Annotated in this window: 21 protein-coding genes and 1 pseudogene; 7 read left to right on the top strand and 15 right to left on the bottom strand. The window is 42.5% G+C overall.

All coding sequences use genetic code 11. The features are described from left to right. Positions 1 to 8: 8 nt before the first annotated feature. Both H70737_RS14325 and H70737_RS14320 read right to left on the bottom strand, forming a co-directional pair. Positions 9 to 608, bottom strand: a complete 600-nt coding sequence (locus H70737_RS14325) for a YdeI/OmpD-associated family protein (RefSeq protein WP_231573452.1) — start codon at positions 606 to 608, stop codon at positions 9 to 11. Next, positions 584 to 1,525: an alpha/beta fold hydrolase gene (locus tag H70737_RS14320; protein WP_042188236.1), complete on the bottom strand. Its 942-nt coding sequence runs from the start codon at positions 1,523 to 1,525 to the stop codon at positions 584 to 586. Before H70737_RS14320 ends, H70737_RS14325 begins: the two co-directional genes overlap by 25 nt. Positions 1,526 to 1,623: 98 nt before the next feature. On the opposite strand from H70737_RS14320, the gene H70737_RS14315 reads away from it, so the two are divergent. Beyond that, positions 1,624 to 2,535: a helix-turn-helix transcriptional regulator gene (locus H70737_RS14315; RefSeq protein WP_042188235.1), complete on the top strand. Its 912-nt coding sequence runs from the start codon at positions 1,624 to 1,626 to the stop codon at positions 2,533 to 2,535. A gap of 312 nt (positions 2,536 to 2,847) precedes the next feature. On the opposite strand, the gene H70737_RS29815 is transcribed toward H70737_RS14315, so the two are convergent. Further along, complete coding sequence (locus H70737_RS29815) at positions 2,848 to 5,358, bottom strand: discoidin domain-containing protein (RefSeq protein WP_052404288.1); 2,511 nt, start codon at positions 5,356 to 5,358, stop codon at positions 2,848 to 2,850. A gap of 576 nt (positions 5,359 to 5,934) precedes the next feature. Between H70737_RS29815 and H70737_RS14305 the strand changes: the two are divergent. Beyond that, a pseudogene (locus H70737_RS14305) lies at positions 5,935 to 7,161 on the top strand (IS110 family transposase). Between the two features lie 208 nt (positions 7,162 to 7,369). On the opposite strand, the gene H70737_RS14300 reads toward H70737_RS14305, so the two are convergent. Together H70737_RS14300 and H70737_RS14295 are read right to left on the bottom strand one after the other, a co-directional pair. Beyond that, positions 7,370 to 7,723: a VOC family protein gene (locus tag H70737_RS14300; protein WP_042188233.1), complete on the bottom strand. Its 354-nt coding sequence runs from the start codon at positions 7,721 to 7,723 to the stop codon at positions 7,370 to 7,372. A 76-nt stretch (positions 7,724 to 7,799) separates the two neighbouring features. Continuing rightward, positions 7,800 to 8,600 (bottom strand): phosphotransferase, encoded by an 801-nt coding sequence (locus tag H70737_RS14295; RefSeq protein WP_052404287.1) that lies wholly within the window; start codon positions 8,598 to 8,600, stop codon positions 7,800 to 7,802. Positions 8,601 to 8,933: 333 nt separating this feature from the next. Between H70737_RS14295 and H70737_RS14290 the strand changes: the two genes are divergently transcribed. Then, on the top strand, positions 8,934 to 11,930 hold the full coding sequence (locus tag H70737_RS14290; protein ID WP_231573451.1) for a hybrid sensor histidine kinase/response regulator: 2,997 nt from the start codon (positions 8,934 to 8,936) through the stop codon (positions 11,928 to 11,930). A 58-nt stretch (positions 11,931 to 11,988) separates the two neighbouring features. Here the strand turns inward: H70737_RS14290 and H70737_RS14285 are convergent, their stop codons facing one another. The 5 genes from H70737_RS14285 to H70737_RS14265 all read right to left on the bottom strand — a co-directional run bounded on the left by H70737_RS14285 (position 11,989) and on the right by H70737_RS14265 (position 15,740). Beyond that, the gene (locus H70737_RS14285) at positions 11,989 to 12,783 is read right to left on the bottom strand and encodes an SDR family NAD(P)-dependent oxidoreductase (RefSeq protein WP_042188227.1); all 795 of its coding nucleotides are present in this window, start codon (positions 12,781 to 12,783) and stop codon (positions 11,989 to 11,991) included. A gap of 92 nt (positions 12,784 to 12,875) precedes the next feature. Continuing rightward, the gene (locus tag H70737_RS14280) at positions 12,876 to 13,904 is read right to left on the bottom strand and encodes an AraC family transcriptional regulator (protein ID WP_042188225.1); all 1,029 of its coding nucleotides are present in this window, start codon (positions 13,902 to 13,904) and stop codon (positions 12,876 to 12,878) included. A gap of 40 nt (positions 13,905 to 13,944) precedes the next feature. Further along, positions 13,945 to 14,895 (bottom strand): LLM class flavin-dependent oxidoreductase, encoded by a 951-nt coding sequence (locus tag H70737_RS14275; RefSeq protein ID WP_042188222.1) that lies wholly within the window; start codon positions 14,893 to 14,895, stop codon positions 13,945 to 13,947. Beyond that, on the bottom strand, positions 14,876 to 15,238 hold the full coding sequence (locus H70737_RS14270; protein WP_042188220.1) for a hypothetical protein: 363 nt from the start codon (positions 15,236 to 15,238) through the stop codon (positions 14,876 to 14,878). Before H70737_RS14270 ends, H70737_RS14275 begins: the two co-directional genes overlap by 20 nt. 52 nt (positions 15,239 to 15,290) lie before the next feature. Further along, positions 15,291 to 15,740 carry an OsmC family protein gene (locus tag H70737_RS14265; RefSeq protein ID WP_042188218.1) on the bottom strand — a complete coding sequence of 150 codons (450 nt, stop codon included), beginning with the start codon at positions 15,738 to 15,740 and terminating at the stop codon, positions 15,291 to 15,293. A 151-nt stretch (positions 15,741 to 15,891) separates the two neighbouring features. Here H70737_RS14265 and H70737_RS14260 point away from each other — a divergent pair, with 151 nt between their 5' ends. The 3 genes from H70737_RS14260 to H70737_RS14250 all read left to right on the top strand — a co-directional run bounded on the left by H70737_RS14260 (position 15,892) and on the right by H70737_RS14250 (position 18,682). Then, complete coding sequence (locus H70737_RS14260; protein WP_042188217.1) at positions 15,892 to 16,374, top strand: nucleoside deaminase; 483 nt, start codon at positions 15,892 to 15,894, stop codon at positions 16,372 to 16,374. Between the two features lie 141 nt (positions 16,375 to 16,515). Continuing rightward, complete coding sequence (locus H70737_RS14255; protein ID WP_042188215.1) at positions 16,516 to 17,490, top strand: glycoside hydrolase family 43 protein; 975 nt, start codon at positions 16,516 to 16,518, stop codon at positions 17,488 to 17,490. Positions 17,491 to 17,539: 49 nt separating this feature from the next. Beyond that, a complete protein-coding gene (locus tag H70737_RS14250; protein WP_042188213.1) occupies positions 17,540 to 18,682 on the top strand; it encodes a family 8 glycosyl hydrolase in 1,143 nt (380 codons plus the stop codon). 83 nt (positions 18,683 to 18,765) lie between these two features. Here H70737_RS14250 and araA read toward each other — a convergent pair whose 3' ends face one another. The 3 genes from araA to H70737_RS14235 are packed head-to-tail and all read right to left on the bottom strand — an operon-like array spanning position 18,766 to position 22,542. Next, positions 18,766 to 20,190: an L-arabinose isomerase gene (gene araA / locus H70737_RS14245; protein WP_042188212.1), complete on the bottom strand. Its 1,425-nt coding sequence runs from the start codon at positions 20,188 to 20,190 to the stop codon at positions 18,766 to 18,768. A gap of 32 nt (positions 20,191 to 20,222) precedes the next feature. Then, the gene (locus tag H70737_RS14240) at positions 20,223 to 20,918 is read right to left on the bottom strand and encodes an L-ribulose-5-phosphate 4-epimerase (protein ID WP_042188210.1); all 696 of its coding nucleotides are present in this window, start codon (positions 20,916 to 20,918) and stop codon (positions 20,223 to 20,225) included. 16 nt (positions 20,919 to 20,934) lie between these two features. Next, entirely contained in the window at positions 20,935 to 22,542 is a 1,608-nt protein-coding gene (locus H70737_RS14235; protein ID WP_042188209.1) for a xylulokinase, read from the bottom strand. Between the two features lie 262 nt (positions 22,543 to 22,804). Here H70737_RS14235 and H70737_RS14230 point away from each other — a divergent pair, with 262 nt between their 5' ends. Further along, positions 22,805 to 23,887 carry a GntR family transcriptional regulator gene (locus tag H70737_RS14230; protein ID WP_042188207.1) on the top strand — a complete coding sequence of 361 codons (1,083 nt, stop codon included), beginning with the start codon at positions 22,805 to 22,807 and terminating at the stop codon, positions 23,885 to 23,887. Positions 23,888 to 23,990: 103 nt separating this feature from the next. Here H70737_RS14230 and H70737_RS14225 read toward each other — a convergent pair whose 3' ends face one another. Continuing rightward, the gene (locus H70737_RS14225) at positions 23,991 to 25,094 is read right to left on the bottom strand and encodes a polysaccharide deacetylase family protein (protein ID WP_042188205.1); all 1,104 of its coding nucleotides are present in this window, start codon (positions 25,092 to 25,094) and stop codon (positions 23,991 to 23,993) included. Between the two features lie 60 nt (positions 25,095 to 25,154). Beyond that, complete coding sequence (locus H70737_RS14220; protein WP_042188204.1) at positions 25,155 to 26,282, bottom strand: glycoside hydrolase family 11 protein; 1,128 nt, start codon at positions 26,280 to 26,282, stop codon at positions 25,155 to 25,157. Positions 26,283 to 26,383 lie beyond the last annotated feature (101 nt).

Below are 26,383 nucleotides of genomic sequence, written 5' to 3'. Positions count from 1 at the left end.
TTTGTTATTTATATTTCCTTATTCTGTAATAATTTTTTGCAATGTTGAAATTTTAGCCCTTCTTCAGATGAAGCGATCAATATTCCAAGCCTTCTTAATCGTGTTTCTTCTTTCTTGGCGCTCATTACCCACCAGATAGAATCTCTTTTATAGGATGGTGATAAATTAGTGAAGAATAGCCAGGCTGTTTGATTTGCCTTGATTTGTTCTTCATATTCTTTGGCAAGTTCCACGTTTCTTTGTTCAGAGGAATAGCCTTGTGCATCGGTTCTGTTGTTAAAGACGTGCATTCCTTCTGGTCTCATCTTTCCAAGCTGTATTAGTGCTTTTACCTTCTTTACGTTCACAGCACTCCATACACTATTTACTTTGCGCGGAGTAAAGCGAATCTTATAGCTTTGTTTATCAATGGCTTTTCGTATACCGTCAATCCACCCAAAACAAAGAGCGGCATCTACTGATGCAGACCAAGTAAGGCTTGCACGCCCTGTACTTATCCCAAAATAGCCCACCCAAATTTCACTAGCTTCAGTATGATGTTCTTCTAACCAATCGTTAAACTCTTCTTGGTTGTTGAAAAAAACTACATCTCCCATTGTTCCAGCCATTTTAAAATTGCTTGGTTTGTTTCTTCCGGCTTTTCTTCCTGGATCCAATGACCGCAATTCAGATTGACCACTTCCACATTGGGCACGAACTTCGTTAGTTTTTCAAACTTCGGGATCACATCCCGGTCGCCATAGATCATAAGTGCAGGCTGTTGGATGATTGGGTTCACGTCCGCCAATAAGCGCCAGTTGCGGTCAAGGTTCCTGTACCAATTTATACTTGCCGTGAAGCCTGATGATTTGAAGGCTGAGACGTAAACGGCCAGTTCGCTGTCGCTCATTATGGGTTCGCCGAGTGGTGTTTCTGCTCTGGCAAGATTAATCATCGCCATACCTGGCTGAGGCGCTCTGGGTGGCTCGTTTTTCCGGTAAATGTTGCGAAGGAACTGGAATGTATTTTCTTCTAATACGGCGTCTGCGATACCCGGCTGTCGATTGAAGTGGACAAAATAGTAGTCGCCGCCAAGTATTTCTTCCATGAACTCGATCCAGGGTCTTTCTCCGCGCTCTTGGTAAGGCATGCTCAGATTTATCACTTTATTTACACGGTTTGGATGCAATAAGGTCAGCCACCAAACGATCATTGCACCCCAATCATGACCGACAAAGGTGGCATCTTCGTATTCGTAGTGATCGAGAAGTGCGATGAGATCACCCGACAAGTGTTCAATGTCATAGTCTGTTACTACGCTCGGACGGGATGAGTTGCCATAACCCCGCTGGTTTGGGACGATGACATGGTAGCCCGCTGCGACAAGGGCGGGCACCTGATGGCGCCAAGAAAAGGCATGCTCTGGCCAGCCATGACAGAATACAATAGGTTTTCCTAAATTTTGTCGGCCTGCTTCAAAGACTTCGAGTTCCACACCGTTGACTGAAATAAGGGTGGGCTTGGGAAAATCGGTTGGATTAAACATTGCAATTCCTCCTTCTTGTGATACATGTAGTATAATGAACAAAAGGTGACATCTTAGTGTCACCATTTTGAAATCATGTAGAAAAAAAGAGGGCAATTATGGACAAAGTGGAAAGACTCATTTCGATTATCATGATATTGCTGAGAAAAGAGATTATATCTACAAAGGAATTCTCACAACTATTCAATGTTTCCAAAAGAACGATCCTTCGCGATATGGAAACACTGAGCTTATCGAACATCCCGATCTACTCTATCACTGGGGTCAAAGGCGGGTACGGCATAATGGATGAATACAAGGTGGATAAACGCCTTTTAAGCAGCTCCGATTTACAGAATATATTAGCTGCGCTCGGCGGATTGGAACAAATCCTCCTTACTGAAGAAGTTGAAAGAACGATAAAAAAAATAGAGGCAATGGTTAGTCCTTTGTCTCTGAATCGTTCCATTCAACTGTCGTTTTATGAATGGGAAGGTCGGTCCGAGATTCTTGAAACCTTAAAGACATGTCAAACATCCATTTTAAAGAAAAGGCTGGTTTCGTTTGATTATACAGATAAAGACGGGGCTGTAACGAATAGAATGATCGAGCCCTATGAGCTGCATTTTAGCGAATCAAGTTGGTACTTGAAAGGATTCTGTTTACATCGACAGGGATGTCGAACTTTCAAGTTATCTCGGATCGATCATATTACTATGGATGAACGCGCGTTTCATCCTAGAGACGATTGGTCAGAGCAAGTACACGAAGCAAATTATCTACCTGAATTCGTCACGATTAAGGCATGGATATCGCCTAGCATAAAAGATCAAATCATCGAAAGGTATGGTCGAAGAAGTATTGAAGACCATAGTTCTGGATTTTTATTAGCAACCATTTATGTCCCACAAAATCGTATGGGATTTCAACTTTTAGCAAGCTTCGGCACTCATCTAAAAGTTGTAGAGCCCAAAACCTATGTTGAAGACTTTCGAAATTATTTATATCAAATGATGGAGAACTATTCCTGATAGATTTAGCATTAAAGCTTCAACCTTCAACTCAACTTTTCGCCGTCACTTATGGTAAGGTTCACCGCGCTGTCTGTAACGGCAAGTTTTTGAGCCATCCTTTGCGGGATTGTCATATTTTTCCAAATACGCAGTCCCGCCGACACGTGCCCACCAGCAAATCCGGTCAACTAATAGCCGAGATATTGGATATATTCCGCCTGACATGTGATGGGGTCCAAGCTAAACAAGCCCGGCACAGTGTTTCGTGCATGGGCTTGTTTTGTTATTTGGGATGAGAACCCCATATTAGGCTTTACGTATGCTAATGGATCAGCTGCCATAAACTTCGAACTCATAAAGAGAATACCAGTCGCCTGTGCCTCGATCTGTCGCATGCATCCTTATATACCTTGCATTTACCGGTTCAAAGTAGATATCGTCTATACCACCGTCTCCATTCGTTGTCATGTATATATCCGTCCAGTTGGTTGCATCGTTCGACACCTGAATCTTATAGCCCTTAGCATGAGCATACTCCCAGTTGAGTTTGACATTGTTGACGCGGGTTTCCTGTCCGAGGTCTACATAGATCCATTGCGGATTTGAATACAGGCTGGCCCATCTTGTCGTTACATTACCATCCACCGCTTTATCGGCCGTTAATGTGGATGTCTCGTTGGAAGAGGATGTTGCCGATTTGTTTAACGCTAGATTCGGTTTGCCATAAACCTGGAATTCATATAAAGAATAGCCATAGAAGGAGTAAGCTCTTTGGGTTCCGTACATTCTTACATACCTTGCATTTACGGCAGTAAAGAATATATCGTCAATCCCCCCGTCTCCATTCGTTGTCGTATACACATCCATCCAGTTGACAGTGTCATTCGATACTTGAATCTTGTAGCCTTTGCCATAGGCAAGCTCCCAATTCAATATAACTCGATTTATGTTATAAGCTTGCCCAAGTTCGATCGTAATCCATTGCGGGTCTGCAAACTGACTGGCCCATCTTGTCGTCACGTTACCGTCAACCGCATTATTCGGAGAAAGAGCTGCCTCTTGATTGGAAGATGACGTAGCTGTATTATTTAACGCCAAATTTGTTGTAGTAGCGGATCCGACGCTGTCTCCATATACTTGAAACTCATAAATAGAGTAACCATAGCTCGTGCCCCTCTCTGTTGCGTGCATTCTCACGTATCTTGCCGTTGTAGGCACAAAGCCTATATCGTCTACACCTCCATTGCCTGTCGTTGTCGAATACACATCGGTCCAATTGACCGCATCATTCGATACTTGAATTTTGTAGCTCTTGCCGTAAGCATACTCCCAGTTAAGTTTAACGCGTTTGATGTTATTAGCTTGCCCGAGATCGACGTAAATCCACTCTGTACTTGAATACTGTTGGCTTGACCACCGTGTACCCGGCAAATTGTCAACAGCTTTAGCAGCGGATAGAGAAGAACTTTGGTTGGATGAGGCTACTGCCGATTTACCGCTTGCAAGATTAACTGGAATGGTATACGTTCCTTTAACAAATTTGTAGATATCTTCATACATCTGTCTCCCGTCATAAACTCCGTTTACACCGTTGTTATTCTTGTTTTTATACAAGTTGTATATCCCAAAAATATCTTGATACCAACCCTTGACCGCTCCCGTCATGTATCCGTATTCTACGCCGGCCATTAAGTAATTATCGAATCTGTTTTTAAAATCGGGGTCGAACATCGCTCTTTCGTCAAACTCCATTTCGATGCCCTTATTATATGTTTGAGCTTGGGTCGATACATTCGTCATTCTCGAATAATCAGTCTCCGGAACGAAATAGTGATTGGGCTGCTGGATGCTAAAATCGATTGCATAATTATTCCGGTTGTTGCTTTGTCCGGCACCAAAGTATGGAATCCAGGCAAGTTTCAGACCAAGCGTATGAAGATAGTTACCAGAGTTATTAATTGCATTTACTTCACCCGGATTGCCGGGATCAATATCTTCATGGAACCAGTAGAAGCCTTTTAATTCAAGGTTGCTGTATTGGGCTTGATTCCATCTGCTTAATACGGTGTCGATATACCATTTGGTTACCTTCGTCATATTGCTAGGCATCGAATTCAGATTTTCGCTGATTCCGTCGTTATCGACATCTCCGAAATTGGTGATTTCGCTATTAGGATAAGGCAGCATAATATATACTTTGGATTTGTAATTTGTTAGGTTTAGTGTGGTTGCAACTTGCTGGGTTGCTTGGTTGAGGGCATCGAGCTGTTGATTAGAGGTGAAAATGCGGTTTATATACCATTCCCAATCCGCCTTATAGGTCCACTTGGCAGGGTCCGCTGTATCACCAAAATCTCTATAGTCAGATGTGTTGATTCCTAGAAATAGAAATGAATCGAAAAAGGTGTCATCCATCACATTATTACTGTTGTAGTGCGCAACATAGGGCAAAAGCGTATTCTTGTCATACGTGCCGATTTCTCTTCCCTCGTATGTCGTTCGTCCACCGTAATATCCAGTATAAAGCAAGGCCATGTTCTTCACATTCCCAGATGCCGCGGTATTTGGTGGGAAATATCCTGTTGCAGCAGCAGCGGCAAGCGGCTGTTCTAAGTTAGACTGGGGTTGTTGCTCGAGATCAGGATCGGACTTTTCTTGTTGTCCCTGCTGATTAGGAACTTCAAGTAAAGGCTGTTGATCCTCCTGCCCCTGCGAAATCTTCGGCGACCTATCCCCTTCTCCCTTCACTACTGATGGTTGAACAGAAAAAACAATCGATAAGATTAACACAAATGATAACAGCAAGGAACTTCGTCTTGGATACCTCTGACTTCGCTTCATCTTTCATCCCCATTTCTTAGGTTTAAATGATTTTAACAAGTCTGGTACATGGTCTTGATCCGAGTGTCCATTTTATCCAAGCTCCAAACGGCCCCTTTACGACTAATTCTATGAGGCAATTTTATGCTTGAAAATAGATATCTGTTTACTTTCATATACACCTTTTTACAAATCAAAAAATGAACCGATGCACCTTTCTCTTGTTTCTTCGAAATGTGACCTACGCACATATATTCAAACCCATACGCCGCAAGGAATTCAAAAAAAACTTGCCCTTATTTGTGGTACGGTTCCCCGCGTTTGATCTTCAACTCTCCTGCCCGTTCGTATTATGAGATCAACCAGTTCTTTCTGGTTGATCCTTTTTTCATTTGCATAGAGGATTAAAATAGCCTGGTCGAACGTACCTGCCCGTGGGACTTGATCCCGAGAGCTATAATGTTCACCCCTACTTGTCATGACCATGATTGAGGCTGGTTGGGACGTAAGATCCCGTATAACAAGCGATGCTATGGAGCGACAAGAAGATCAACCTTAGGGGATGCCGGCGAAGCTACACTTACAAGGGGAGATGAAATGAATCCAGTTATCGGTCTAGATATTTCTAAAGAAGAAAGCCATGGACAAGCCTTTCTAGAGCGCGGAAAGCCATTCCAAGGGATATTCCACTTCGAGCACACTCGAGATGGTTTAGCAAATTTCCTTCAAGTTTTAACAGAAGTTGAATTTGCATCTCAACAACGTCCTTTGCTTATTCTAGAAGCAACCGGTCACTATCAAAGTCCCGTTGTTCAGTTCCTAGAGGAACATCATTATATTTATATTGTTATTAATCCGCTCATCTCAAATCGGCTTAGGAAGTCTCAACTTCGTAAAGTAAAGACGGATGCTGCTGACGCTTACCTATTGGGAGAGCTGTACTACAAAGAAGAATTTGAACCGTTTAAGAAAAGAGGTGTGCAACTTCTCAATCTGCGCTATCTCACAAGACAATATGAGTCTCTTTCAAAGATGTGTGTACAGACTAAACTACAATTCCAAGCTGTTTTAGATCAGGTTTTCCTGCTTACAAAGGTGTCTTTGGAGCTATGTATTCCGGTATTTCATTACAGTTTTTAAGTGAATTCCCAACCTCATATTCAGTATTACAGACGGATGAAAACACACTCAAATCTAAGATGAAAGAACTGCTTTCTTCAAAACGGGGGCGTTCAGAGGACTGGATTAACCAACGGGTGCAACGGCTGCTAGTTGCGGCAAAACAAAACCCATTTCAGCAAACCATGTATGCAAGCCACTTAATCAATTTGAAAGTCCTTATTACCCTCATTCTTCAGTACCAAGAGCATATTACTGGATCGGAACAGAACATAGATGCTCTGGCTGAAGACATTGAAGAATATGAATTAATTCAGTCGATTTCTGGTATTGGGCATAAAATTGCGGCAACAATTTTATCTGAAATTGGAGAAGTCGACCGATTTGATCATCCTAAAAAAGCTAGTCGCCTTTGCAGGCATTGATCCAAGTGTCTTTGCTTCAGGTAAGTTTACAGCAACTCGAAATTGAATCACGAAACGTGGTTCCAGGCAGTTGCGTTACGCGCTGGTTTTGGCTGTCCAATGCGGATTAATTCGCGCTCGTAATATACGAATCAAAGAATTCTACAATCGTAAGAGAGCCAAAGGAAAACCACATAAAGTGGCTCTAGTCGCATGTGCCAATAAATTGGTGCATTGGCTATATGCCATCATGAAAAACAAAAAAAATACCGGATTGCTTAATACGAAACCAATGGTATAACCTTCCAAATACAATACAATTGGGGGGGGTTATTTGGCTTACCTACTTTTAAATATAACATATGATTGGGCTTTACTTTACTGGTAATCTTGACAAGCTATTAGCTGGTATAGTTTAAAATTAAAAGGAGCTACCCTATAGGAAGCTCCTCCACTATCGTTTCAAGTTTGTTTAACGATCTAGATTTCTGCACGCCGTGACCGTTTATCTAATGTCCATGAGCAAGGATGTTGATAAGTTTGCCAAATGGGTCGCGGACATAGAATCGCCGAACACCCCAAGGCTCATCAACAGGTCCATATTCTATCGTATATCCAGCACTCTTCATACGTTCAAACACTGCATCGACATCATCAACTTCAATCGATAGATCAGGAGTAGGCGTATTGGAGCCGCCCTGTGATGCGAAGCTTATTTGAATGTTCTCCTTCCCCAGTAAGCCGTATGTTTCAATCCAACCATGATCCATCAATAAATCAAGCTCGAGTACGTCCTGGTAAAAGCTTTTTGCTGCCGAAACATTCTGCGTTTTAATATTTGTGACAATTCGTTTTACACTCATTCTCAGACCTCAATTCTAATGGTATACTTTTTTAATTTTATTCAATGATCCTGTCCGTGAGCGGAATATCCGATTTTTATATCCAATCTTCGAAATGATCTGTTACAAACCTAATCTCACTCTCATAGTGGGCCAAGTGACCCTCATCAACCATTTTCTGAAAGGCAGGATTCCCATCAGCAGCACCATTTCTCAACGTATCACACAGTACTATCAAACGTTGTATAATCCACTGTCGCAGATTATTTGGGACGGGAATTCCATAAGCTTCAAAAAACAAATGAATTCGCCGACGTCGCTCTACGGCATGTATTTCACATTGGTATGCTACTATGGTTCCAGAAGTATGGTCAGGTGCAAAACTCGCAAGTGGAACAGATGTGTAAAGGGTGTACGCAATGTCCCACATACGCGGACCTGGACCTGCCATGTCAAAATCAATGAGCGCCACAGGAGCCTCCTTTTGAAAGACAACATTATACAATGCTGCGTCATTATGACAGATCACTTCATGTTCGGCATCCTCGGCATAGCTAAGCTGCCATCTGTCCTCCATATTGAACCTGAACACTGTAGTCACATCATGGAAACGACGTATAAGGTGTGCCAGACCCACAAGCGTTTCGTCCGTCCACATATACGGTTCAAGGTTTGGATAATTATTCCCTGGAACTTCTCCAGAAATAAATGTCAATATTTCACGACCAGAATCATCGATTCCGAGGAATTTTGGTGCTCCCTCATAGCCCTGTTGTTCCAAATGTTTGAGTAGTTCATGTACATTCGGACTCCAATAACCTATAGGGCGGCGAACAGTGTTCGCCATACGGACTATATGATTTACATTACCGCCTTTTAACACTTCTTCCTTAGGCATTAGGTTCATTCCTTTTCTTTTCAGTGCATTACCTGTTGCAGATTTTGACCTGTTAGCGATGAAAACTCCCTCTCTAATAATAACAATATTTACAAGTTATTGTTTAGAAAGAACAATTATAACTATACTGTCCTTTAAGATCATTGCTGGCATTTGCTCATCTTATATAAATAAATCCATTTTAGAATCTAGATTAGAATTATTTGCTATAATGTTCTCATGAAAAATAATACGATCCTAAATAAATTAACTATCATTCTACTTTTTATCAGCGTTCTCTTTGGCTTACGCTGCATTTGGTTCAGCATATTTAAGGTTTCCAACAATGTACCTATGATTAGCAACGGTGTACTGGATTTACGTGGTCAGGATCTGGAGAAGGCTAACTTAATCAGGCTAGATGGTGAATGGAGCTTCTATCCTTCGCAATTCGTTTCGTCCAAAACTTCGACTATACCAAAGCTAACCCATTCGCTTCAAGTTCCCGGAAATTGGAACCACGCCATGGGAACTGATCAGACAACTTCATATGGATACGGGACTTACCGTCTGCGTATTTTGGTAGAACCGCTTCAGGAGCCTATCTCGTTCTGGATCAAACAAATTTATTCCGCGTCCAGTGTGGAAATTAACGGTACCCCTATTCTCAATAATGGGACAGTTTCTCTCGATGCCAATACATATGCACCAAAAACCACCTCATTTACAGCATCATATTTTTCGAAAAATATGACAGAAATAGATGTACTTATTCAGGTAGCAAACTTTGATCACCCCTATAAAGGCGGTATTAGTGGGCCTATTTTCTTTGGCTCTCAGGAAGTGGTTAACCGGACAAATTTTTATACCGTTGGATTTCAAATACTTACTGCAATCATCCTGCTACTACATGGGCTGTATGCCTGTATTCTGTATTTATTTAATCCTAAAGAACGTGCCCTGTTTCTTGTAGGGCTAATGACATTATCTGTAGCCGTAATCCTTTTAGCCCGAAATGACAATTTAGTTTTAGCATTACTGACGATTAATTACACTTGGTCATTAAAAATCCGCTTAATCGCCTTCTTATGGCAGAACCTTTTTATTCTGCTTGTTTTCAGGAAATTCACCTCAGGTGCCGAAGTCAACAAGTGGTTACGTGCTTACACGTGGTGTCTTTTCCTTTATACCTTATTTATATTTATCGTTCCTGCTTATTTGGTCAGTACATCGATTCACTGGGGAATCATTCAAGTGTTTCAGTACATTCCCTTCATCTGGTTAATTTATAGCTTGGGGCGCTTATTGTTCAAAAGGCAAGATGAAAAAGATGTTGTTTTTCTACTGATATCAGGTGCAGCCATCATCTCTAATTTGTTATGGAATTTGTGGGATAATAACGGCCATTATTCAATTGTCTACTATCCTGTGGATATTATTGCCGCCATCGTTGGCTTCTCAGCTTATTGGTTTAAAAAGTATTTTCAGAATGCCAAAGAGAACATGGAGCTAAATGAGCAGCTGAAAAAAGCGGACAAACTCAAGGATCAGTTTCTCGCCAATACTTCTCACGAGCTGCGAACACCAGTTCATGGAATTATGAATATCGCGCAAAATATAATAACGAAGGAAAAGGATAGACTCTACGAGAGTAGCCGGCAAGATATGGAGTTACTGATTACTATCAGCCGCCGTATGTCCCATATGCTTGGTGATCTACTGGATGTAGTACGTCTTCAAGAGCATCGCGTTATTTTGCATCAGGAGCCTATTTTGGTTCAATCGGTGGTTCCCGGAGTCATCAATATGCTTCAATATATGACTGAAGGCAAACCGGTACGGCTATCCATGAACATACCAGAATCTATGCCTCCTATTCTTGCGGATGAGAAACGACTAGTACAAGTATTATTAAATCTAGTGCACAACGCGCTCAAATACACCGAGCAAGGACTTGTTTCTGTTTCAGCTGAGGAAAAAGACGCTCATGTCTTTATATATGTAACAGATACCGGAGTAGGCATGACCGAAGAGACCATGGCGCGGGTATTCCTCCCCTATGAGCAAGGCCCTCACGGAATAAATGACGGGCGTGGAATTGGACTGGGACTAAGCATTAGTAGGCAGTTGGTAGAACTACATGGTGGCAGCTTGAGCATACATTCTGAACTCGGCAAAGGTTCAACTTTCAGTTTTGCACTACCCCTTGCTGATTCCTATAGCGAACAGATAGTAAGAGAGGTTTCACCTATAACAACGTATACACCAGATGAGATTTATAAGCAGATGGCTGAATGGGGGATTTCCGAACAAACTAATCAACACACTGACAAAATCCCGCCACTCTTTACAAATGCGAAGGTGAATCTCTTGGTGGTAGATGATGACCCTGTTAATCTGAATGTGCTAAAGGGCATTCTCGAAAACGAACCTTATCTCATTACGACAGTGAACTCAGCACAAGAGGCACTGGATTGGCTAGATAAAAAGAGTTGGGATTTACTGATTAGTGATGTAATGATGCCGCATATGTCAGGATATGAATTAACGCAAAAGGTTCGCGCTCGTTATTCCCTATATGAGCTCCCAGTGCTATTGCTGACTGCCCGCAGTCAACCTGAGGATATTTACACTGGATTCTACTCCGGCGCAAATGATTATGTTACCAAACCGGTGGATGCAGTTGAACTCAAATATCGCATTCGAGCTTTAACAGCGATGAAAATTTCTTTTAATGAACGGGTGCGTATTGAAGCGGCTTATCTACAGGCACAGATACAACCCCATTTCTTGTTCAATACTTTGAACTCTATTGCGGCACTCAGTGATATGGATACTAAAAAGATGCAAGAGCTCATCACTGCATTTACTTCCTTTTTGCGAATCAGCTTTGACTTTTTAAATATCGGAGAACTCGTGAACCTTTCACATGAACTAGAGCTGGTAGAATCTTATTTGTATATTGAACAAACACGATTTGCAGAACGAATTTCCGTTGTTTGGGAGGTAGCTCCAGACATTAATATCCTGTTACCCCCTCTAACCATCCAACCCTTGGTTGAAAATGCTATCAAGCATGGTCTGCTCAAGCGTAAACAGGTGGGTACCGTTTATATTCGGATCTCACGTCTGAACAATGCTGTAAAGATCGAAGTGGAGGATAATGGGCAAGGTATGGATCATAGAGCGCTCGCGTTGTTGCTGGAACCGACCATGAAAGCTAAAAGTGGCATCGGACTGGCTAACACCCATCGAAGACTGATGCAATTGTATGGTAAGGGTCTTTTTATTCAAAGTAAACAAGGTGAAGGTACTTTGGTATCCTTTGTTATACCGGAGGACAGTGAATAATATATCAAATAAAAAAGCCATTCCATAAGGAGTGGCTTTTTGTGTATCGATACTACATTTAGAAAATAGTAGGTACCATGCCCCCATCCATACGGATGGGAGAACCTTTAAATGCAGAGGCATAGGGACTGCTCATAAATGCTGCTAGTCTACCTATTTCATTAGGTTTAATAAATCGCTGTATTTCAGATTGCGGTAAGTTTTTAGCCATGAATTTTTTCTCTTTTTCTGAAAAGGTCAACGCTTCATCTGGGTACATTACATCAATGATTTGGTGCACGTTTTCAGAGAGTGTTGGTCCTGGCATGATAGTATTGACGGTAACTTCTGTTCCGATTGTTAATTTAGATAAGCTTTTTGCTAATGATAATAGCATTGATTTGGTCATTGCATACTGTGGCATTTGAGCTGACGGCATTATTGCTTCTTCACTAGCAATGAAGATCACGCGACCAAAATTGTTTTCTAACATTTTTGGTAAATAAAATTTTGTTAATCCATTTGCAGCAAGAACATTCGTACGGATGTATTTTTCAAATATTTCATCGTCAACGTCGTCATAGCTCATCAGTTCATAAATCCCCATATTATTAACTAAAATATCGATATGGGGGTGTTTTTCAAATAAAGCTTCTCTTTGCTCCATATCTACAATATCGGCTGTAGCATTCTTTGGAGAAGTTTCCGGGAATTTTGCTTTAATTTCATTTACTGTTTGTTCTACCTTTTCATAATTACGTCCATTTATTAGTACATTAACGCCTTCGTTGGCAAGTTCAAAGGCGATAGCTTTACCAATACCTTTTGTAGATCCTGTAATTAAAGCTGTCTTATTGTTTAATCCCATATCCATATTTCTTTTCTCCTTTTATCATGGCAAGTTAATTAGCAGTTTCTCAAGAACTGTACTGAGCATCGGCTAGTATTTATACTATCTTACCGGGATTATTCAGTAACTAGTGTCTTGCGCCAAACTTCTTGTTTAACACGCCAATTTGAAGGAGTATCTCCTTCCCAAAGTCGGAAGGCACGATAGAACGAGTTCTGATCTTCATATCCGATCAAGAAAGCCACCTCTTTAACATCGAGGGAAGGATCTGCTAAATACGCTCGCGCCTGCTCATTTCTGGCTTGTGTCAGCAAATGCTTGAAGCTCGTATTTTCTTCAGTAAGCCTTCGCTGTAAGGTACGAGCACTCATCCTTAGCTCTTTAGCAACGGTTTGAATCTCGGGTTGGCCTCCGCTAAGGCTGCGTTTCATAATCCATTTGACCCTTTCAGTAATTGAGCGATTGCCGTGCTGTTCAGCAAGTGTCCGATCCAAAACAGGAGTCAGAATCTCTAGCAACTCTTCGTTATACGAGATAAAGGGCAGATCCAAGTCACTACGTCGTAGTGTTAAGCGGTTAGTCTCAGCACCGATCTGAATTCGACAGCCGAAATAAGCTTCAAGAACCTCTAAATTCACTATGGGTTGTGAAAATTCTACAAACTGTGCTGTCAGAGGTATACCTGTTCCCCGCCGCCCAAGCTCCAGTAAAAACGCCAGTGTAAGGCCAAGCAGCAGCGGTGGACCGGAATACTCGGGATGCTGCCAATTCAATTCGATTGCACACAACTCTCCCTCCTCGACGATATGCAAGCTTTCTGGAGGGCACATTCGTTTATAGCGCACCATTCGGTTTAGAGCGTCGCGATAATCTTTAGCATGATAAGTGGCTAAGACGGTCGGCGGATATTGTGTGGTTTCAAAAACGGTTGCTAGCTTGATGATTCCCTCAGCAGTGTCTCCAACGAGATCCGAATATGCCTGCCAGATAGCGAAATATTGGGCTGTGGTGACTGCTGACTCCGTGATAAGACTCAGGGGAAGACTTGCTTTACTGGCTATATCTTGAGCGGTTATCCCTAATTGAATTAATCCAGCCCAAAATCCGGGAGGGATTTTAATGGAGTCAGAAGTATGAGTCTGCATCTATGTGGACCTCCTTTAGCATCATTGCATGAAGAAAGGGCTAGTTAGAATTCCAGCAAGCGCGGGCAAGCAACTCAAACGAATGCAACCGTTTCTCATAGTCTGGAATCATAGTAACGATAATGAATTCATCAACTCCATACAAGTGAGATAACTGTTCCAGCTTTTCTTTAATGCTTTGGGGTGTGCCTATCAGCAGTTTACGTTCCAAAAGCTTGGATTTCTCTTCGGTTGAGCCTTCTTGTTGAAATAATGTCATACCGGAAGAGGCTAGCCGCTCTGCTTCTTCCTCAGTCTCGGCACAAATAACGCCAACAGCTACGATGGCCCGAGGACTAGCATTAACTGAAGAAGGGATAAAAGCTTCACGGTAAGCTTGCAAAATCTCTTCCCCAGCTACATCGCTCATGAATTGACCAAACACATAGCCTGCTCCAAACTCGGCAGCATATGCTGCACTTTTCTTGTTTGTACCCAGCATCCACAGCTCTGGCGATTCGGGTGGAGTCGGACGGGCGGTTATCTGACGTCCTTCATATGAATAGTTCCCCTGCAACAATTCGGTGACTCCCTTAAGCAGTTCCGGCATTTTCCAAACATTTTCGAGAAAATTCCCGCTCAGCGCTAAGCTTACTTCAGCAGCACCGCCAGGAGCCCTGCCTAACCCAAGGTCGATGCGTCCCGGATATAAACTTGCCAGCAAATGAAAAGATTCCACTACTTTTAACGGCTTATAGTGCGGCAGCAATAAAGCTCCCGATCCGATGCGGATATGCTGTGTTCTCGCTCCGATATGCGATAAAAACACCTCTGTGGAGGTACACGCTAAGCCCGGCATATCATGATGTTCGGCAACCCAATATCGAGTATATCCCAGTCTTTCAGCTGTTTGAGCCAGTTCCACGGCTTGTCCTAAAGCAAAGCTTGCATCCACATTATCAAATACAGGTACAAGGTCCAAAACACTCAGCTTAATGGATGTCGTTGTCATGGCTACGTCCTACTCGAGGGTTTCGGTAAAATTCAATCATATCAATAAAAGTAACCTTGTAATCGCCGGCAATCGCTGCCAGATTATACATTCGTCCATGGCCGTCTTCTTTGGACGCGAACACAACATCGTGCCGCAGCTTATCCATAATCACTTTGCCGATGAACTGGTGCTCGTATTCCGCATATTTCTTTTTAAACTCTTCATTAAATTCCAGCAGGTCCTGATAAGAACGCTCAAGCATTGCGTTTACCAAGGTCAGTTCATTGCCCTCTTTTTGCACCGCTACGTAATAATTCCCACGTTCATCCTTGATCAAATCCTTATACAACTCAACGTTCAAAGTTAATTTCTCCTCTCTGATTCCTAAGGGATAACTCCTTTAGAACTTAACCTTACATACTTGATGTAAGCACTGTTGGCTCTGTGGTAATTTGTACGTTTCCTGCTACAGCTCTGGAAATCATACAAGAGCCTTCTGCTTTATGGGCAATACGAATTGCTTTATCAATATCTTCCTGTGACGCATCTTCGGTAAGTGTGGTGATGGGTGAATGTTTGATCGCTTCATATGTAAAAATGTTATTTGTTACATCCACTGTCGCCTCTGATGTTAACGTCAGGCTGGAAGTCGTAAGCCCTGATCGCTCCAGCATAGCTGCTAGTGTAATGAGATAGCAGGTTGCCGCGGCACCCAGTAGCATCTCATCCGGATTCGTTCCAACTCCTGGCCCGCCCATTTCTTTCGGAATGGAGATTTGAGTCTTGAGTTGTCCAGCTTCAATCGTTCCATCACTATTACGACCGCCGTTCCATACGGCATTTAAAATAAATGGGTGTTTCATTTCTAGATGTCCTCCCTATCTTGAAATTGCATGACATATTTTTAATCGAATACTTTACATGCTAACATAGAAGAATGCGGTGAACAAACAGGCTCAGGCCTACTGTTCGTGAGATTTATCTATAAATTAAATTTCAGGAGGCTCTATTATCATGATAAACGATACAGATATCAAACATCTTCAGCGTTGTATTGAACTTGCCCGAATTGCACTCGAGGTTGGGGACGAACCTTTCGGCTCCATCCTGGTCTCAGCAAATGGAGAGGTCTTGGCCGAAGATAGTAACCATGTAGGCGGTGGTGACCATACTCAGCACCCCGAGTTCGCTTTAGCTCGCTGGGCAGCTCAGAATATGTCACTGGAAGAACGTAAGCAGGCAACTGTGTATACTTCCGGGGAACATTGCCCTATGTGTGCGGCAGCTCACGGTTGGGTTCAATTAGGAAGGATTGTATATGCCAGCTCTTCGCAGCAATTATCACAGTGGTTAAGCGAAATGGGCATTGCAGCATCACCTGTCCGTAATTTGAGCATTCAGGAAGTCATCCATAATGCGGTCGTAGATGGCCCTGTAACGGAGCTTGCAGAACAAGTGCGGGAACTTCATCGACAATTCCACGGACAAAGACAGTAGTAAAAAAAGAACCTTTGAATAAAGGTTCTTTTTTATGTCCTAAACTTTGTGGGGTATAAACTATAGTTGCTATATATACAGCGTCCTAAAGTTCTTATACCATTAGCTTTGTAAGCGATTAACTTTATAGGAGGAAATGACTTGACAAAGCCTGTGCAACCCAATGAACCTCTCGTAACTCATATTTATACTGCGGATCCTTCCGCTCATGTATTTGAAGGTAAAATTTATATTTATCCCTCACATGACCTGGATCACGAAATGATCTCTAATGACAACGGTGACCAATATAATATGGAGGATTACCATGTTCTTTCTATTGATGGAGATGGCTCCCCTTGTGTTGACCACGGTGAAGTGCTTCATGTGAAGGATGTTCCATGGGCTAAGCAGCAAATGTGGGCTCCGGATGCAGCATACAAAAACAATACCTACTATTTGTTTTTCCCAGCTAGAGACCATGACGATATTTTCCGAATCGGGGTCGCCACCTCAGCTTCACCTTCCGGACCATTTACACCTGAACCAAGCTACATTCCCGGCAGTTATAGCATTGATCCCGCCGTTTTCGTTGATGATGATGGTAAATCGTATATATACTTTGGGGGTCTTTGGGGAGGTCAACTTGAAAAATGGCAAACCAGCTCATTTGTTCCGGATGCTGAGGGGCCGTCTGAAACGGCACCAGCTCTTGGACCTATCGTAGCGGAGTTGAGCGAGGATATGCTGAGCTTTGAAGGTGAACCTAGAGAAATATCCATCATCGATACGAACGGAAATCCGATTCTTGCTGGAGATGAAGAGAGAAGATATTTTGAAGGTCCATGGGTACATAAATACAACGGGTATTATTATCTTTCTTATTCCACTGGTACTACCCACAATATTGTATACGCTATCAGTAAAGATCCGCTTGGACCTTATGAATATCAAGGGAAAATCCTTTCTCCAGTGATAGGCTGGACAACGCACCATTCTATTGTTCATTTTAAAGAGAAATGGTATTTATTTTATCATGACAGTTCTTTGTCTGGTGGAGCTGACAACAAGCGTTCTGTAAAATATACAGAGCTGAGTTACAACGATGATGGCACCATTCAAACCATCCATCCTTAGTTTTTATTAAAATGGACTGCATACTGTAGTTCACAGGAGGGCGTTTTTGATGACAATAACACAACAAGGTGCTTTTTATACGGGGAAATATCGCAATTTATTTAAGGAGCTCGGCTTTTCTGAAGATGAAATCAACGCTAAACTCGAAGAAACTTGGAGTGATTTGTTTTACGGAGATCCGAACGTACGAATCTACTATCCGCTGGACGAGGATAAAAGCTATATTCTGGATACAGGTAATCTGGATGTTAGGTCTGAAGGAATGTCCTACGGGATGATGATGGCTGTTCAAATGAATAAAAAAGATGAGTTTGATCGTTTATGGAACTTCTCTAAGACGTTTATGCAGCACAAAGAAGGCCGTCATGCCGATTACTTTGCTTGGCACTGCAAGCCTGACGGTACAAGAATTTCTCAAGGACCCGCACCGGACGGGGAAGAGTTTTTCGCCATGGCTTTGTTTTTTGCCTCAAAACGTTGGGGGAACGGTCCGGCACCTTATAATTATTCCGAGCAGGCTCGAATAATATTGCGTGCTTGTGTACATAAAACTGAAACAGGCGTTGGTGACTCAATGTGGGACGCGGAAACGAAACTGATTAAATTTGTACCGGAATCCACCTTCAGTGATCCATCTTACCATCTCCCCCATTTCTATGATTTGTTCGCTTTGTGGGCTGATGAAGGTGACCACATGTTTTGGCGAGAAGCCGCGGAAGCCAGCCGCACATATCTGCATACTGCATGCCATCCGATAACTGGCCTTGCTCCCGAATATGCTAATTTTAACGGGTCCCCGGCAGAACCCCAGCCTCATGGTGATTTCAGCCATTTTTTCAGTGATGCTTACCGGGTAGCGGCTAATATCGGTCTGGACTGGGCTTGGTTCCAAAAGGACATCTGGCAGGTCGATCAATGTAACCGGATTCAGGCTTTTTTTAGGAATATCGAAGTTTCCGATTACCGGCGGTATACCATTGAGGGACAGCCCTTCGACGAACCGGCGCTGCACCCGACAGGTCTGTTGGCGACCAATGCCATGGCTTCCCTAGCTTCTAATGGCCCGGAGGCAGAGCATTTTGTCCGTTTGTTTTGGGATACACCATTGCGCACTGGACAACGTCGTTATTATGATAACTGTCTGTACTTCTTTAGTTTATTGGCCCTGAGTGGAAATTATCGCATTTATTGAAGGAAATCGAACAAACAAATAGGACTCCATTCCTCAAAAAGCTCGAGGAATGGAGTCCTATTAATCGTAATAAAGCTTTGCTATTATTTAATAACTACATATTCCAAGTTTACAAGTTTTGCATAAGCAATAATTTGGTCTGTTGTAAGCGTTAATGAAACAACGGTATGGTGACCGCCACCATTTTCGATCCAAGCTTTAACCCCATCTTGGAAGTTAGGCTTAACATTCCAAAGTACACGAGCTACTGGAAGGTTGGGAGCTGGAACCGTTGGTTCGAAAGCAGTAACTTCATTGATCAATAGTTTGTAATGAGTCCCAAAGTCAGCCATGGAAACAACTACACCGTCTCCTGCTTTACCGTCAAATACTAAACGTGCTGGATCGTCTTTACCACCAATACCCAGTGGAGATACGATAATTTTTGGTTTGTTGCTTGCCAAAGTAGGATCTACTTCAAGCATATGGGATTGAAGAATGGATTCTTGACCAACCGTCAATTCATAAGTGTAATCTTCCATAAAGCCAGTGGATTGGTTATGGCTCATCACTTTAAGCAAGCGATCGAGAGCTGCAGTCTTCCAATCTCCTTCTCCAGCAAAACCATAGCCTTGTGCCATCAGTCGTTGAACAGCAAGTCCTGGAAGTTGTTTCATTCCGTGTAAATCTTCGAAGTTCGATGTGAAGGCGTTGTAGCCACCTTGATCAAGGAAACTTTTAATAGCAATTTCATAGCTTGCTTGAACTCTCACGCTAGCTTCCCAAGCTTCTTTGCTGTTAGTCCCATAATCAAATTCATACAGCTCTGAATACTCAGCGAATAAGGCGTCGATCTCTTCTTCTTTAACTTCATTAATGATTTGTACTAGATCGCCAATACCAAAGTAGTCAACAGTCCATCCAAATTGAATTTGGGCTTCAACCTTATCTCCTTCGGTTACGCCAACGTTACGCATATTGTCACCAAAGCGAGCGACCTTGATATTAAAGCTTTCGTTATAAGCAACGGCTACGTCCATCCATTCTGCAATTTGCTTTTGGACTTCAGGACGTTCCCAGTAGCCTACTACCACTTTGTTTTGTTTGTTCAAACGGGCGTTAATAAAACCATATTCACGGTCACCATGAGCGGCTTGATTTAGATTCATGAAATCCATATCGATCGTTGCCCATGGGATACTTTCATTATATTGCGTAGCTAGATGTAGCAAAGGCTTTTGCAGCATTTTAGTTCCGCGGATCCACATTTTTGCAGGTGAGAAGGTATGCATCCAAGTGATAACACCGGCAACTTCATCGCGGTAATTGACTTCTTTCATGATGTTTGTGATTTTATCTGTGCTGACAGCCAAATCCTGTAACACTAGTGGGTAAGGTAAAACTCCGCTTTTATTCAAAGCATCTGTCATCGTTTGGGCATGCGCCTTAACTTCAGCCAATGCTTCTTCGCCATAAAGATGTTGTGAACCTACGACAAACCAAAATTCTTTTGCTACTGCTGTTGACATATTCATCCTCTTTTCGTAATTTTGTGGTTTAATTATTTTTGTCCGTAATAAGCGTCTTTTCCATGTTTTCGCAAGTAATGTTTATCTAAAATACGTTGTGGCAACTCCTCAGCAAAATGGTTCAGCTCTCTTGCAAACAAATTCATTTTGGATACTTCATCCAAAACTACACTGTTTATTACCGCCGATTTCGCATTTTTCCCCCAAGTAAAGGGTCCGTGTCCTTTAAGTAAAACACCAGGAACCGCCATAATATCAATCCCACGTTGTTCAAAGGTCTCGATGATTACATTACCCGTTTCCGCTTCGTAACCACGATCGACTTCTTCTTGCGTCAAGAAACGCGCACAAGGAATGGAACCATAGAAGGTATCAGCATGGGTCGTTCCCATGACAGGAACATCTAGTCCTGCTTGAGCCCAAATGGTTGCCCAAGTGGAATGCGTGTGAACGATTCCCCCGATCTCGGAGTAATGCTTATAAAGCACGGCGTGAGTAGGTGTATCGGAGGAAGGTCTCATATCTCCTTCAACCACATTGCCATCCAGATCAACAACTACCATATCGCTGGCTTTCATTGTTTCATAATCTACACCACTAGGTTTGATTACGAATAATCCACTTTCACGATCAATTGCACTCACATTTCCCCATGTATATTTAATAAGTCCTTGCTTCGGCAATTCCAGATTGGCTTGAAAAACCTCTTCTTTAAGTTGTTCTAACATCTTGCCACCTCCATTTTCACACTAAATTGTCAACAGCGGACTGCTCAATCGCCAGACCCTTTTTATAACGTTCGATAAAGGTTTCAAATCCTTTAATGTCGGTTGCCTCTGGATGAATTTCTTCACCCTTAACATCTTTGAACACTTTTTGATCGAGGAAGTCTTCTAAACTTTCTTCCTGATTTTTATTCATCATGTAAGCGGCAAGAATAGCCATTCCCCATGCACCGCCTTCACCGGCAGTCGACATTACGGAAACAGGAACATTCATTGAAGCTGCCATCATTTTTTGACCCACTACCGGAGTCTTAAATAAGCCGCCGTGGCCTAAAATACTATCAATGGCTACATTCTCTCCCTTCGTCAAAATGTCCATTCCAATTTTCAAAGCACCAAAGGCGCTGAATAGATGTGTACGCATAAAGTTGGACAGATTGAATTTGCTCTCCGGCGAGCGGACAAATAGCGGACGACCTTGTTCTAACCCAGTAATATTCTCTCCTGAGAGATAACCATAGCTTAGTAATCCACCGGCATCAGGATCTGCTTCCAAAGCTTTATTTAATAGCACGCTGTACAATTTATTGGCATCCACTTTGTGTCCCATGGCTTCATAGAATTCACGGAATAACCCGAGCCAGGCGTTGAGGTCACTTGAACAGTTATTCGCATGAACCATGCCCACTGGACTTCCGTTCGGAGTAGTAACCATATCGATTTCCGGATAAACCTTGGAAAGTTCTTTTTCTAATACAATCATGGCAAAAACAGAGGTTCCTACAGATACATTCCCGGTGCGTTTTCTTACGCTATTCGTTGCAACCATCCCGGTTCCAGCATCCCCCTCTGGAGGACTAAGCGGAATACCTGATTGTAAATGCAGCGATGGATCCAGAATTTTAGCTCCCGCTTCGCTTAAAACGCCTGCTTGCTCTCCTGCAACATACACCTTAGGAAGTAAATCACTGGTCTTCCACGGATAAGCTTTGCTTGCAACCAGTTCATCAAACTGCTGTATCATGGAAGCGTTAAAATTTCTTGTAGTTTCATCAATTGGAAACATACCGGATGCATCACCAACACCAAGTGCTTTATTTCCAGTCAATAGCCAATGAATGTATCCTGCTAGTGTCGTAACAAAACGTATCTGTGGCACATGTTCTTCTTCATTCAAAATCGCCTGATAAAGATGAGCAATGCTCCAGCGTTCTGGGATATTAAACCCAAACAGCTCGGTCAATGCTTTGGCAGCCGCACCTGTAGTTGCATTACGCCAAGTCCGGAATGGAACAAGCAGTTCATTGTGCTCGTCGAAAGCCATGTATCCATGCATCATTGCAGAAAAACCGATTGAACCAACCGTTTGAAGGGTGATTCCGTATTTTTGAGCAACTTCTTCCTTCATCTCGCGATAGGCGTCTTGCAGACCTTTGATAATATCTTCCAAGTTGTACGTCCAAAAACCGTCCTTCAACTGATTTTCCCATTCGTAACTTCCAGAAGCGATCGTTTGAAAGCTATGATCGATAAGTACAACTTTAATGCGCGTAGACCCAAATTCAATACCAAGCGAAGTTTCTCCCTTATTAATCGCTTGTTCGATGCTTAATCGATTCGATATCACGTTTGTCACCTCTCTGAGAGCGCTTTTTTAAAAGGTCATGATAAGAGTTTGCTTTCTTAATTGACAGCTTTAGTATAATTTTTTGTACGTACATTTGTCAATTGATTAGTTATATATACATACAAATATGGAGATAATAATGATTTAACTGTATAAAAAAAGAGCCCCTTTCTATTTTTTTTGTTGTCATGCTATAATTTGTACATACAAATTTACCGAATATACGAATAACTTAGCGAACAAGAATGGAAAGAGGAATTACATGAAACCAAAGTATCAAGTGATATTAGATGACATAAAAAGCAAAATCCTTTCGGGAGATTACAATGTTGGTGAGCAAATCCCTACTGAATCTGCCTTGCAGTCCATGTACGAAGTTAGCCGGCAGACTGTTCGAAAAGCAATTTTAGAACTTTCCAACGAAGGCTTCCTGCGAAGCGAAAAAGGTTCTGGTACTTATGTCAGCAACCAATATCGTTCGAAGACCGGCGGGAGTTCCCATAAGAAGACGATCGGTGTAATCACGACCTATATTTCCGACTATATCTTTCCTTCCATTATCCGTGGGATCGAGAGCCGGCTAAATGAGGATAATTACTCTCTACTATTAGCTAGTACAAATAACGATGTTGCTCAAGAAAAAAAGGCACTGGAAATGATGTTGTCCTACGGTGTAGATGGTTTAATTATTGAACCGACGAAAAGCAATCTATATAACCCTAATATTGCTTACTACCTGTCGTTTAAGGAACAGGATATTCCGATTATCATGATTAATGCCTTTTATGAAGAAATAGAACTGCCGTACCTTTGTCTTGATGACGTGCAGTCCAGTTATTTGGCAACAAAAGAGTTGATAACCAAAGGGCACACCCAAATAGGGCTCATTGCAAAAATGGATGATTTACAAGGGAAGTATCGGATGAAAGGGTATATTAAAGCACTCGGAGAATCCAAATTACGATTTTATCCTGAGCAGATTTTTTCATTCAACACGGAGACAAAACAGACGTTATCTACAGACTTGAAGGATTTTCTGAATAAAAATAGAGATACGCTCACTGCTATTGTTTGTTATAACGACGAGGTTGGGTTGGAAGTGGTTCATGCCTGCAGACAGCTGGACATCACTATTCCGGAGGAATTATCGATTATCGGACAAGACAATTCCTATATCGCCAAAAACGCGAACATCAAACTAACCACCTTGACACACCCACAAGAAGCCATGGGACGCGATGCAGCGGATTGGGTCATTAAGAAACTACAAGGAAAAAAAGACCTTCCGAACAACACTTATTATCAGCCTGTGTTAATTGAAGGTGAGACCGTTGTTGAGAGATAGGTTGTAACAAGGCAAGCAACCCACCAGTCATGGCTGGTGGGTTGCTTTTTTCATTTTGTCTCTATATTAAGCAGTCCGTCTCCAATTTCCGTGTTTGGAATATTTACTGTATTTCCAGATAATCAAGATAAGCATCCCATGTCCCGTTATCAGCTGTTACGACGAGCTGGATCTCTTGATTTCCGGTTCCATGACTGACATTGTTAAGAGTATAAACGGCGGGACTGCTTCCCCCGAAGTAAAAGATGCCCTTGGTCACTCCCCCGATTTTCAAATCGACTCTCGCCATATTAGAGTTATTCGAAGCCCCGCGGAGTGAAAAATTATGGGTACCGGTCGTAAAATTCTGTGTGTATTTCACTAAATCATTGTTGGCGTATAAAGCCACTCCGGAGAATGGTGAGCTTATATTGGAGGTATACTGACCACTTTTGCTCATATTTTCAGCTTCTATTTTTGTACTTGTGCCTGGATTTGGTGTAGTTGTTGGTGTTGGTGTCGGAGTTGGTGTCGTGCCTCCACCATCAGGTGCGACTGCCCTGCCTGTGCTCGTCGAGATCATGCCTGAACAAAGACCGCGGTTCTTGAGATTCTGTGCAATCTGTGGAATCGCTTGAACCGTAGTTTGGTACTGATCGTGCATAAGGATCACGTCGCCATTTTGCATTGTACCAACAGCATTTACTATCTGGGCGGTAGTGGCTCCATTCCAGTCCTGGGAGTCAACGTTCCATAACACTTCAGTAAGACCATTTTGGGCCTCGATGGACTTTAAAGTTGCGTTAGTCTCGCCATATGGCGGACGAAACAACTTCGGAGCCGTACCAGTTATAGACTGTAATGTCGTTTGTGTGTTTGTAACTTCTGACGACATTTGTGAGGTAGACAGTTGGGTCAAATGCGGATGAGACCAGGAATGGTTCCCAATCCACATGCCTGCTGACTTCTGCTGGTTTACTAGGGACGGATTATTTTGGGCATTCTGTCCAAGGTTGAAGAACGTTGCACGCAAGCCGTTTTGTTGAAGTGCATTAAGTAGTGTTACAGTATTGTTAGGGTTCGGACCATCGTCATAGGTTAATGCTACATAACCGTTCGAACAATCGGCCGCGAGCGCCTTGTCGCCAGTCATCGTCAGTGAGCCTGTGAATAAGAATACGACTAACGACGCAATGGCCGTCCATTTTATTACGTTGGCTCTAAACATCTTTTTTACCCCTCCCAGCAACTTTACCTCTTCAAATTTTTCCATTACCGCTACGTCTTATTAATTGATTTCCAGATAATCAAGGTAAGCATCCCATGTCCCGTTATCAGTAGTTACGACGAGCTGGATCTCTTGATTTCCGGTTCCATGACTGACATTGTTTAGAGTATAAACGGCGGGACTGCTTCCCCCGAAATAAAAGGTGCCCTTGGTCACTCCCCCGATTTCCAAATCGACTCTCGCCATATTAGAGTTATTCGAAGCCCCGCGGAGTGAAAAATTATGGGTACCGGTCGTAAAATTCTGTGTATATTTCACTAGATCATTGTTGGCGTATAAAGCCACTCCAGAGAATGGTGAGCTTATATTGGAGGTATACTGACCACTTTTAGTCATATTTTCTGCTTCTATCTTTGTGCTTGTGCCCGGATTTGGTGTGGAGGTTGGGTTTGGCGTTGAAGTCGGATTAGGCGTTGGCGTCGGATTCGTACCTCCGCTACCTCCGATCGTAATTGTATTGCTAGTCACGGTAGCTGTTCCACTACTTTGATAACCCTCTACCGTAAGCGAAGTTTCATACATCTTCCCCATTGACATTCCTCTGCTCTCCCACGCTTTAAAGTGTTCACTAACAGATATGGTTCCGCTTGTACGTTTGGTCGTCCGGACACTCCAATATTGTTTAAAGGTTGCTGTGCCTTTAATTGAAGGTTGGTTGACTCTGGTAGTCTCATATATGTCATATGTTCCCCCATCAACGGTAATGGTACCTTTAGACGTTCCACCAGGCGGACGCCAGCTCCCCCAGCTATCAACGATGTAATATTCGATTAGTGGATCAACGGTCCATCCGTAGACACATAAATACGAATTACCGTTTGGTTGGTAGTTGGCACTGTAGTTAACAGATATGTTTCCAATTTGCTGGTGTGTCTGGGTCTCATCGAACTTCTTACCTTTACGGAACAGAGCATTTCCGATGTTGCTCCACTGAGTACTGAATGTACCTCCACTATCAAGAGTCATACTCGTGGTACCGGAATCCTTCCATAGCTCATAATAGTAGCCGTCTTGGGTGCCACTTTGATTAGATGTGATCGTTGTTGCGGCATTTACGCTTACTGCAGGCAATGCAAGCATAAAACAAATAATGATTACTAAAAATAAACGCATTCTCTTCTGTTTCATTTGCTGTCCTCCTCTTGGTTATACTGCAACTAGTCTTACTAAGATGCTGTGCAACCCGTTTGATCAACCTCCTTTTTATTCCATATTTATTAATGTAAGCG

It is taken from the genome of Paenibacillus sp. FSL H7-0737 (assembly GCF_000758545.1).
Lineage (GTDB): Bacteria > Bacillota > Bacilli > Paenibacillales > Paenibacillaceae > Paenibacillus_AQ.
This window is presented reverse-complemented; position numbering and strand designations above follow the sequence as displayed.

Excerpts from the sequence above, each read along its gene's own strand:
- H70737_RS14325 (WP_231573452.1), bottom strand. The coding sequence starts at position 608 with ATGGCTGGAACAATGGGAGATGTAGTTTTTTTCAACAACCAAGAAGAG.
- H70737_RS14240 (WP_042188210.1), bottom strand. The coding sequence starts at position 20,918 with ATGTTAGAACAACTTAAAGAAGAGGTTTTTCAAGCCAATCTGGAATTG.
- H70737_RS14280 (WP_042188225.1), bottom strand. The coding sequence starts at position 13,904 with ATGCAGACTCATACTTCTGACTCCATTAAAATCCCTCCCGGATTTTGG.
- H70737_RS14285 (WP_042188227.1), bottom strand. The coding sequence starts at position 12,783 with ATGGATATGGGATTAAACAATAAGACAGCTTTAATTACAGGATCTACA.
- H70737_RS14265 (WP_042188218.1), bottom strand. The coding sequence starts at position 15,740 with ATGAAACACCCATTTATTTTAAATGCCGTATGGAACGGCGGTCGTAAT.
- H70737_RS14230 (WP_042188207.1), top strand. The coding sequence starts at position 22,805 with ATGAAACCAAAGTATCAAGTGATATTAGATGACATAAAAAGCAAAATC.
- araA (WP_042188212.1), bottom strand. The coding sequence starts at position 20,190 with ATGTCAACAGCAGTAGCAAAAGAATTTTGGTTTGTCGTAGGTTCACAA.
- H70737_RS14315 (WP_042188235.1), top strand. The coding sequence starts at position 1,624 with ATGGACAAAGTGGAAAGACTCATTTCGATTATCATGATATTGCTGAGA.
- H70737_RS14225 (WP_042188205.1), bottom strand. The coding sequence starts at position 25,094 with ATGTTTAGAGCCAACGTAATAAAATGGACGGCCATTGCGTCGTTAGTC.
- H70737_RS14295 (WP_052404287.1), bottom strand. The coding sequence starts at position 8,600 with ATGCCTAAGGAAGAAGTGTTAAAAGGCGGTAATGTAAATCATATAGTC.
- H70737_RS14275 (WP_042188222.1), bottom strand. The coding sequence starts at position 14,895 with ATGACAACGACATCCATTAAGCTGAGTGTTTTGGACCTTGTACCTGTA.
- H70737_RS29815 (WP_052404288.1), bottom strand. The coding sequence starts at position 5,358 with ATGAAGCGAAGTCAGAGGTATCCAAGACGAAGTTCCTTGCTGTTATCA.
- H70737_RS14300 (WP_042188233.1), bottom strand. The coding sequence starts at position 7,723 with ATGAGTGTAAAACGAATTGTCACAAATATTAAAACGCAGAATGTTTCG.
- H70737_RS14250 (WP_042188213.1), top strand. The coding sequence starts at position 17,540 with ATGACAATAACACAACAAGGTGCTTTTTATACGGGGAAATATCGCAAT.
- H70737_RS14220 (WP_042188204.1), bottom strand. The coding sequence starts at position 26,282 with ATGAAACAGAAGAGAATGCGTTTATTTTTAGTAATCATTATTTGTTTT.
- H70737_RS14290 (WP_231573451.1), top strand. The coding sequence starts at position 8,934 with ATGATTAGCAACGGTGTACTGGATTTACGTGGTCAGGATCTGGAGAAG.
- H70737_RS14260 (WP_042188217.1), top strand. The coding sequence starts at position 15,892 with ATGATAAACGATACAGATATCAAACATCTTCAGCGTTGTATTGAACTT.
- H70737_RS14320 (WP_042188236.1), bottom strand. The coding sequence starts at position 1,525 with ATGTTTAATCCAACCGATTTTCCCAAGCCCACCCTTATTTCAGTCAAC.